Here is a 7,012-nt window from a genome sequence, read left to right as displayed (position 1 = left end):
GGCGACGTAGTGGGTCAAGCCGGGCTTGGTGGCGACTGTGAAGCATCTGCGGGGCGAGGAAGATCTGCGGCACGCATCGCTGCAGGATTCCTACGATCGTCAGCCACAACCAAAGGATTACCCTAGCGATCACAGCTTCCTAGGCCTCGCGCCGCGCCGCGCGGTCACATAAGACCGAACATGTGGATTAGGTGGGCAACTCGCACACCTAGGCGAATTGTGAAGTTGCCATGGTTAGCGGCAAAGTCCCAACCGAAGAATGCCGCCCAGCCAAAAAGCAGAATGGAGAAGCACATTAGAGGCTTCTAATGTAGATGAATTGAACAATCGTTAAGGCAGAGGCACGGGCTTTTGAGTGCCCCGGAGGAGAGATAACCGACAAGCCCGTAACAACCTACGTCGTGAGCGTTTTCGAAAAGCCGCATTGGCGTACGGTGCTAACGACCAAGGACAAGGAAAAGGCGTTCGCGCTCGCAAAGGAGATCGGCGACAAGGTGCGGATCGAGGAGATCACGCCGAAGCCGAAGCACTAAGAGATCCTCCAGAGCCAACGGCCTTCCTTATTGATCGACGGTGAATTCGGCCCACATGCCGGCTCCATAGTGACCTGGCACGTTGCAGACAAGCAGGTATTTTCCAGCCTTCAGTTCGACGGTCAATGTGCCTGATTTGCCGGGATCAAGCTCCGAAACTTCGCCCTTGTCGCCAGCCCTGTCTTCGTCGACCCGGTTCTCGGCCTCAAGGTAAGGAAGCGGCTTGCTGGGATCGGCAAGGTACATCACGATCATTTCGTGAACGGTATCCTTGGAGTCATTTTTCACATTGAATGTGACCTCCCCGGCTTTCACCGCACCGGGCAAAACCTTGATGCCCATGGTCGCCTTGGCGAGATCGAGTCCGGGCGCTGCATAGGCGAGCCCCATCGGCATCTCAGTGCTCGCGCCCTTGTCCCACAGCGATATCTGGACAAGCGAAGCAGCCTGGACGGCGCCGGCATGGCCGGCCATCAGTATTGTGGCAGCAGCGAGCCCGAGCGCTGCCCTTCTCAATATGCTTTTCATGACGATCTCTCCATCGGGACGGCAGCGGAGGCGCTTTACGTCCCCGTCACTATCTCGTTCATGAACGTCACCCACCGTCCTTGCGCCAGATCAAACCGCGCGCCACCATGTGCCTTGCGACGGCTCGGATGCTCGGGCTCGAGATGCCGCTATTTCGTCGTGACCGTGCCCTTCATCGAGCGGGCGCTGGCAGAGCAGCAGGACGCCGAAATGATGGTCGGTGCCGTCAAGGCTCGTGAGTTCCTACGCTAACGCTGTTCTGCCTGTCCCCCGAGACCCCCAGGCAGCCGAGCCGCCTATTCGCCCATGCCGTCAAGCCTGCTCCCTTTGAGGAGCCCGCTTGCTCGTAAGCTCCAGTTGCGCACGTCGCGTCAATGGGAACATATCAGCCATATTGAATGTTTGAGTGCTTATGGACAGAAACCTACTCTCAGCAAATCAATTAAGAGCAGCACGATCCCTACTGAACTGGTCGCGAGTGCGACTTGCCGCAAAGGCCAATCTTAGCGAAATGACGATCAGCGATTTTGAGAACGGCGTTAGGAAACTGCGTCCCCACAACATCGCCGCCATACGCCAGGCATTTGAGGACGCGGGAATTGTCTTCACCGTCGAAGGCACTCCATCCCTAGCCCGCTCTGAAGGTGATAGCGGCATCGACACCAACAATAAAATGTGGCGCCGCCGGCAGAGAAAAGGATAACCTTTCAGCATCTCGGCCGTTAAAGCCCGGTTTGCAACGTCCTGAAAGCAGACATCGCCTAATTTAGGTTCGGAGCGGTCGCTGTCCGGCAGCCCCGAGCCCCATCTGGTCGGCGGGCGACGTGTCTTCCAGAGCGAAACAGTTAAGTTCGTTCCAAAAAATCCTGACCGGTCTTTCAATCCGCGACCAACTTGCGCACAGGCGCGTCCAGGACTTCGTAGAGCGTAATCGCCTGTGCGCGACCTTTCGCCTGTGCTGTTCCGATCAGCTTGAAACAAATAGTAGCGCCGCAGAGGTCGCGGACAGCGTCGCTGGCGATGATTGCCGTATGGTATTTTTTGTTCATGCCCTCCAGGCGCGAGGCGACATTGATCGTATCGCCCATCGCCGTGTATTGCAGCCTTTCGCGCGCGCCGACGCTGCCAACGACCGCCTGCCCGGTGTGGATGCCGAACCTGGTGCGGAACTCGGGTAGTCCCTTAGCCCGTTGCGACTGATTAAAAATGACCAGTCGCCGTTCGGCCTCGAGCGCCGCCAGGCAGGCATTTTTGGCATGTTGAGGGTCGGGTATCGGTGCGTTCCACATCGCGTAGATGGAATCGCCGATAAACTGGATCAGCGACCCGTTGTGGGCCGCCACCACGTCATTGAGGATGTCAAAATACTCAGAGAGCATCGCCACGACCTGTTCGGGGGAAAGGCTCTCGCTGATCGTGGTGAAGTCATAGATATCGGTGAACAGTGCGGTGACGTCCTGTCGCGCCGCCGTCCGGCCCGCGAAGTGACCGGACTCGATGCCTTTGCGCACGAATTCCTTCGGCACATACAGCGCAAAGGTGGAAATCGCGTGACGCGCCCTGTTCATCGATCGGCCGAGCGAGGTGATCTCGCTGACATGTGACTTCACATCCACGGGTGTTGCGAAATCCAGACGCTGCAGCCGGTCGGCGCTGACCGTCAGGAGATGCAGGGACTTGGTGATCAACCGCGACACGAACAGCGCAAGCAGCACCGCGCCGAGCACGACAATGGCTGCGATGAGCAGCTCATGCAGCGCCGACTTCCGCGCATCGGCGGTCAGTTCGTCGAGAGGAGCCGCAACGACCACGCGGTGGCCGACAAGCAAGAGGCCCGAGCGCAACGGCGTGACCAGCACCAGAAAAGAGCGACCGCCCACATCGATGATGCGCGGCAATTCCGTCCAGGTATCATCGGCGCGCACGCTGTCGACGATCGGATCGTCCGGTGGAATTTCCCCGACGCGGCGGAACAGTTTTGCCATGAAGGCGCGATCCGAATGGATGACTGGATTGCCGGATGAATCGATAATGAAGGAGACCGTCTGAGGGGTGATGCGCTCGGCGGCGAGGAAGTCGGTAATAGTGTCCAGGATGATGTCGGCGCCGATGACGATGTGCCGGTCGGCGCTGTGCGACTGGGCAATCGTCATTCCGATCTTGCCGGTCGTCGCCATCTGATAAGGGCCAATCGACACTGGATCGACGATGCCTTCAGCCGCCTTGTACCAGGGCCGGGTCCTCGGATCGAAGACTACGGCTGCCGGAGCGGTCACGCCGATGGTCGCGCTCGACGCGTCCTGAAAGATCAGCGTCTGGACAAGTTGGTCCCGCTCGAACCAGATGTTGCGAATGGCAAGCACGGCATTCTTCGGCGCGTCGAGCGCAGCCTGCCAACCCGGGGTCTTCAGGTTGACTACATGAAAGAACGAGCCGTTCGGGTAGCCTGCATAGACGCCGTCCAATTGCGGTGCGCGACGAATGATTTCGCGCAGCATCCGGGCCTTGTACTGTGCTCGCTCGGGCGGCGGAGTCAGTAACGCGTTCGGTACCGCCGCGAGCATACCGATCGCAGTGGTCGTCTGGTCGGAAAGGGCAGAGAAGCGTTCGACCAGCCGCTCGGAAAAAACCCGCATGCTAGCCTGCGCATCCTCGAGGGCGGCCTCGCGGGCGCGAAGATAGCCAAGGCCGATAAGCGCAACCGAGACAATAAGGATGAGCGAGACTGTCGTGACTGCCACCAGCGTCTGAAGGGGACGCGACCAGCTCAGACCCCCGCCGCTCCGCAGTGGAGCATCTGAGGGGTCGGCCGGCGCTTGAACCAAGCGGCCACCGCTGTCTTGCCCTTGGCCGGTCCGACGCTCCTCCATCCATGACCCGATTCAAAACTTGCCGCTAAGATCGAAGAAGATCGCATCGCCCTTCATGCGGATCTCAACCTCGACCTCATGCGCCCAGCGAAGCCCGAAATCGACCTCGACCGTGGGCTTGCGCGCTGCTTGCGCCGGCCATGGTTGAGACGATTCTGGACGGGCAACAGTCTGTCACGATGACACCACCTAGGACGCGATTCAATAAAATTTAGCGTTTCGGTTCCGTTAGCAATGGCTGAAATGCTCCCAATCACCGCTGCGCTGCGCTTGCTGGCCCGTAGAAGGCGGACAGCCTCTTTATATTCCGTCCTTCGCCTTCGAATAGAGGTTCTGTCCCATGCCGGACATCTTACGTGGGTCCGGTGCGTAGATCAGTCCGACCTTCTTCGAGCCGCATCGCTCGCAGCGTAATTTCGGGGTTAAGTCATCCGCCATTGCCGGCACATCCGGGCCAAGCCTGAGCATTTCCAGGTATTGTACTCGCGACTGCAAGTATCGTTTTGGCCGGCCAAGCAATGGCCAAGGAAGCGGATATGCGCTTCTGCGAGGCTCGCTTCGCTAATAACAATTACCGGAATCTTCCTCCCTTGGCGAGCATGGGAGATAAGACCGGTTCGAGTGATAACTATTGCCATAGTAGCGGTGGCCGTAGTAGCGGTGGCCGTAATAGTGGCGATGGCCGTAATAGCCGCCGCCGTAATAGCCGCCGCCGTCATACGGGCCGCCATAGTAGCCGCCTCCATACGGGTCGCCATAATAGCCGCTCCCGTAATGCGGGTCGCCGTAGTAGCCGCCGCCGTAGAAGCCGTTGTTGGCGATGATGCCGCCCAACAGCGCTCCGGCGACAAATGCGCCCCCGGATGACCAGAAGTCGTTGTGCCCCCCGTGACCGTGGTAGCCGTGGCCATGGTGCCAGTTGTAATTGCCGCCTCTCCAATAGCCATCCCGAATTTGAAGGACATTGGACTGCGCGCCTGGTGTGTTGGGCACGAAGATCGGCGCGGCCTCAACTGGAGCAGAACTCGTTACTGCAAAGGCGGCGACCAGAGAGGTTACCATGGCTAATGGGGACTTCATGGCCGCCTCCTTGTTGGAGCAAGCAACGTTGAAATTTTCCGCATGGGGAACGCCGTCGAGCCAAAATTGTTCCCGATTTCCGCGATAACTCCGTGGCGGAGGTCGCGCCATCGCCGATTAGGTCAGTGTCACCTTCGGATCGATATATGACGTCGACGATTGCTTTGCGGCCTTCACCCTGCGCCGCCCGGAAGCATCCTTGGCGCAGGCTGTTACTGGTGCAGATGGACACGCCGCCAAGGCGCCAGCGCGCCCAGCCGCCACGGCGGCTTTTTCATATTCGGGTGTCATGTGAATCCTTGTGATTGTTGGCACCACATCGGTTGCCGAAGTGGAAAGCGCCCGGCACCGTTTCTCTTCATGGGCCAAAAGTGATTTTGCGGCGGGTGCCAGACGGGTTACGCTACGAGCACCCATAAGAGGAGAACGACGATGAAAACCATTCTCGCCCTCGCCGTTGCGCTGGGGCTATCCGCGGCTGCGGCATCGGCTTGCGATTGGCAGAAAGTGCAGGCGTCCCTCGACACGACCAAGACGGCTAGCGTTGAGAAGTCTGACACAACGAAGGCTGCGGATACGAAGACGATCAAGAAAGAAGTGCCGCCGAAGACCGAGTAGCGCGAGCGGTCTACCGAATCCCGCGCAGACTATGAGCCGCCTCAACCTTGGCCAGACGGCGGCGCCTATAAGCCTCTCAGCTTTTGCTCCATCTCCGCTCGCCTGAGCGCATAACCTCGCCGCGCGTTGAAGGCGGCGTCGACATCGTTTGGTACAATGCGCCCATTTCGGCGCAGGCCAGCCGACGTACCGGGGTATGCCGGATCCGGGCAAACCGACACTTCGAAAAGCCGCAGCTCTTCTAACGTTCGTTGCGGCGGATGCGGACCATCATCTACCCAGGCGCTCCTGAAGCGTCAGGTTCCGACCTGCGCGGGCTCAAGCGCTTTGTCGCTTGCCGGTAGCCCGAAAGAACCGTCACCAAAAATCGCGAACAACGCCGTTGTAGTCACCGGCCAGCACGCCGGGCGCATAGACGTTACCGGTTGGCGCAAGGACCCGCCACCGCAGCAATGCCCTCGGCGTGGGGCCGACGTCCAGCCCCAACTTCGTGATCACCCCTAGGTATGTTTCGGGTGCGACCTTCGGGTTGGCCGACGTGAAGGTGCATGCCAGAGCTTTTTTCGAGCCGATGATGAAGCGTGTGCCAGCTTCTACAACACAGTCGAGCAGTCCGACCGTCGTGTTGGCCTCCTGAGCCGCGCTGGGCATAACGGACGCGGTGATTGCGACAAGAGTGATGGCTGCGAGACGTTTACGCATTGTGATTGCTCCTTGTAAGGTGGTCGAGACTTCCCTGGAGGCTGTGCGTTGCCTGCTAGGATACCACAAAAGGAAATTACGTTCGGGCTTGGTCGCAAGGCTGCCCCGGCCAAGAAGCCTGCGGCGAAGCGGAAGGCGAAGGCGTAACAATCGCCATGGCGGGCTTCCACCCAGCACCGTGGTGAACGATGGCGTCCAGGATCGCCTCATAGACACTGCCGGTGTCTTCCTCCCATGGCTGTGGTTGTTGCCAGTGCGGCCAGAAGTAAGCGGATTTTCATGGGATAGGTCCTTGTTTATGCACACATGTGCTGTGGACCCAATTTGCGCCTGGCGGCTTTGTTCCGGCCGATCGGCGATAAACCCGGATGGATCAGCGGGGTTAACGTTACGTCGTTTATGGAGATTCGAACCGATAGTCATCGATGTAGACTAGCGAAAGAAGACCCCAGGCGGTGGCGTAATTCGGGAAGCGCCCCACGGCCTTCTCAAGGCACGTACGTACGGATTTCTGGGCTGAGGTCGATGCGATATGCATAGAAGGACAAGGTGCACGAATATGCCACCCAAGGGCGCCGCCTGACGTCGTTCCCGCCAATTTCTTCATGCTTTGATTAACCGGCTCGGAGGACAGCGGCGCAAAGTTAGATTCCCTTGCGCCGCCGCCTCCTCGCCGCAGGT

General features: G+C 59.2%; 8 protein-coding genes and 1 pseudogene. 3 read left to right on the top strand and 6 right to left on the bottom strand.

The genetic code is table 11. The annotated features are described in order from the left end of the window. The first annotated feature begins 401 nt into the window (after window positions 1–401). Entirely contained in the window at window positions 402–533 is a 132-nt protein-coding gene (locus tag AC07FD_RS09455) for a hypothetical protein (protein ID WP_478349620.1), read from the top strand. Window positions 534–560: 27 nt separating this feature from the next. Here AC07FD_RS09455 and AC07FD_RS09450 read toward each other — a convergent pair whose 3' ends face one another. Beyond that, window positions 561–1,061 (bottom strand): sulfocyanin-like copper-binding protein, encoded by a 501-nt coding sequence (locus tag AC07FD_RS09450; protein ID WP_478349619.1) that lies wholly within the window; start codon window positions 1,059–1,061, stop codon window positions 561–563. Window positions 1,062–1,473: 412 nt separating this feature from the next. On the opposite strand from AC07FD_RS09450, the gene AC07FD_RS09445 reads away from it, so the two are divergent. Continuing rightward, window positions 1,474–1,764 (top strand): helix-turn-helix domain-containing protein, encoded by a 291-nt coding sequence (locus AC07FD_RS09445; protein WP_478349618.1) that lies wholly within the window; start codon window positions 1,474–1,476, stop codon window positions 1,762–1,764. 175 nt (window positions 1,765–1,939) lie between these two features. Here AC07FD_RS09445 and AC07FD_RS09440 read toward each other — a convergent pair whose 3' ends face one another. Together AC07FD_RS09440 and AC07FD_RS09435 are read right to left on the bottom strand one after the other, a co-directional pair. Continuing rightward, the gene (locus AC07FD_RS09440) at window positions 1,940–3,886 is read right to left on the bottom strand and encodes an adenylate/guanylate cyclase domain-containing protein (RefSeq protein WP_478349617.1); all 1,947 of its coding nucleotides are present in this window, start codon (window positions 3,884–3,886) and stop codon (window positions 1,940–1,942) included. A 606-nt stretch (window positions 3,887–4,492) separates the two neighbouring features. Continuing rightward, the gene (locus AC07FD_RS09435) at window positions 4,493–5,011 is read right to left on the bottom strand and encodes a BA14K family protein (protein ID WP_478349616.1); all 519 of its coding nucleotides are present in this window, start codon (window positions 5,009–5,011) and stop codon (window positions 4,493–4,495) included. A 432-nt stretch (window positions 5,012–5,443) separates the two neighbouring features. Here AC07FD_RS09435 and AC07FD_RS09430 point away from each other — a divergent pair, with 432 nt between their 5' ends. After that, window positions 5,444–5,629, top strand: coding sequence for a hypothetical protein (locus AC07FD_RS09430; protein WP_478349615.1), 186 nt, complete (start codon window positions 5,444–5,446; stop codon window positions 5,627–5,629). Window positions 5,630–5,694: 65 nt separating this feature from the next. Here the strand turns inward: AC07FD_RS09430 and AC07FD_RS09425 are convergent. The 3 genes and pseudogenes from AC07FD_RS09425 to AC07FD_RS09415 form a co-directional block, all read right to left on the bottom strand. Next, window positions 5,695–5,886 (bottom strand): annotated as a pseudogene (locus tag AC07FD_RS09425) (hypothetical protein); the annotation flags it as partial. 100 nt (window positions 5,887–5,986) lie between these two features. Beyond that, window positions 5,987–6,331 carry a DUF992 domain-containing protein gene (locus AC07FD_RS09420; RefSeq protein ID WP_478349614.1) on the bottom strand — a complete coding sequence of 115 codons (345 nt, stop codon included), beginning with the start codon at window positions 6,329–6,331 and terminating at the stop codon, window positions 5,987–5,989. A gap of 397 nt (window positions 6,332–6,728) precedes the next feature. Continuing rightward, the coding region (locus tag AC07FD_RS09415) for a hypothetical protein (RefSeq protein WP_478349613.1) at window positions 6,729–7,012 on the bottom strand (284 nt) is incomplete at its 5' end.

Source organism: Mesorhizobium waitakense, assembly GCF_056431085.1.
The sequence above is the reverse complement of the archived record's forward strand: the minus strand, read 5'-3'. Positions and strand labels throughout refer to the sequence as shown.

Bases quoted from the DNA above. Each gene is read 5' to 3' on its own strand.
- AC07FD_RS09450 (WP_478349619.1), bottom strand. From the start codon at position 1,061: ATGAAAAGCATATTGAGAAGGGCAGCGCTCGGGCTCGCTGCTGCCACA.
- AC07FD_RS09445 (WP_478349618.1), top strand. From the start codon at position 1,474: ATGGACAGAAACCTACTCTCAGCAAATCAATTAAGAGCAGCACGATCC.
- AC07FD_RS09435 (WP_478349616.1), bottom strand. From the start codon at position 5,011: ATGAAGTCCCCATTAGCCATGGTAACCTCTCTGGTCGCCGCCTTTGCA.
- AC07FD_RS09430 (WP_478349615.1), top strand. From the start codon at position 5,444: ATGAAAACCATTCTCGCCCTCGCCGTTGCGCTGGGGCTATCCGCGGCT.
- AC07FD_RS09420 (WP_478349614.1), bottom strand. From the start codon at position 6,331: ATGCGTAAACGTCTCGCAGCCATCACTCTTGTCGCAATCACCGCGTCC.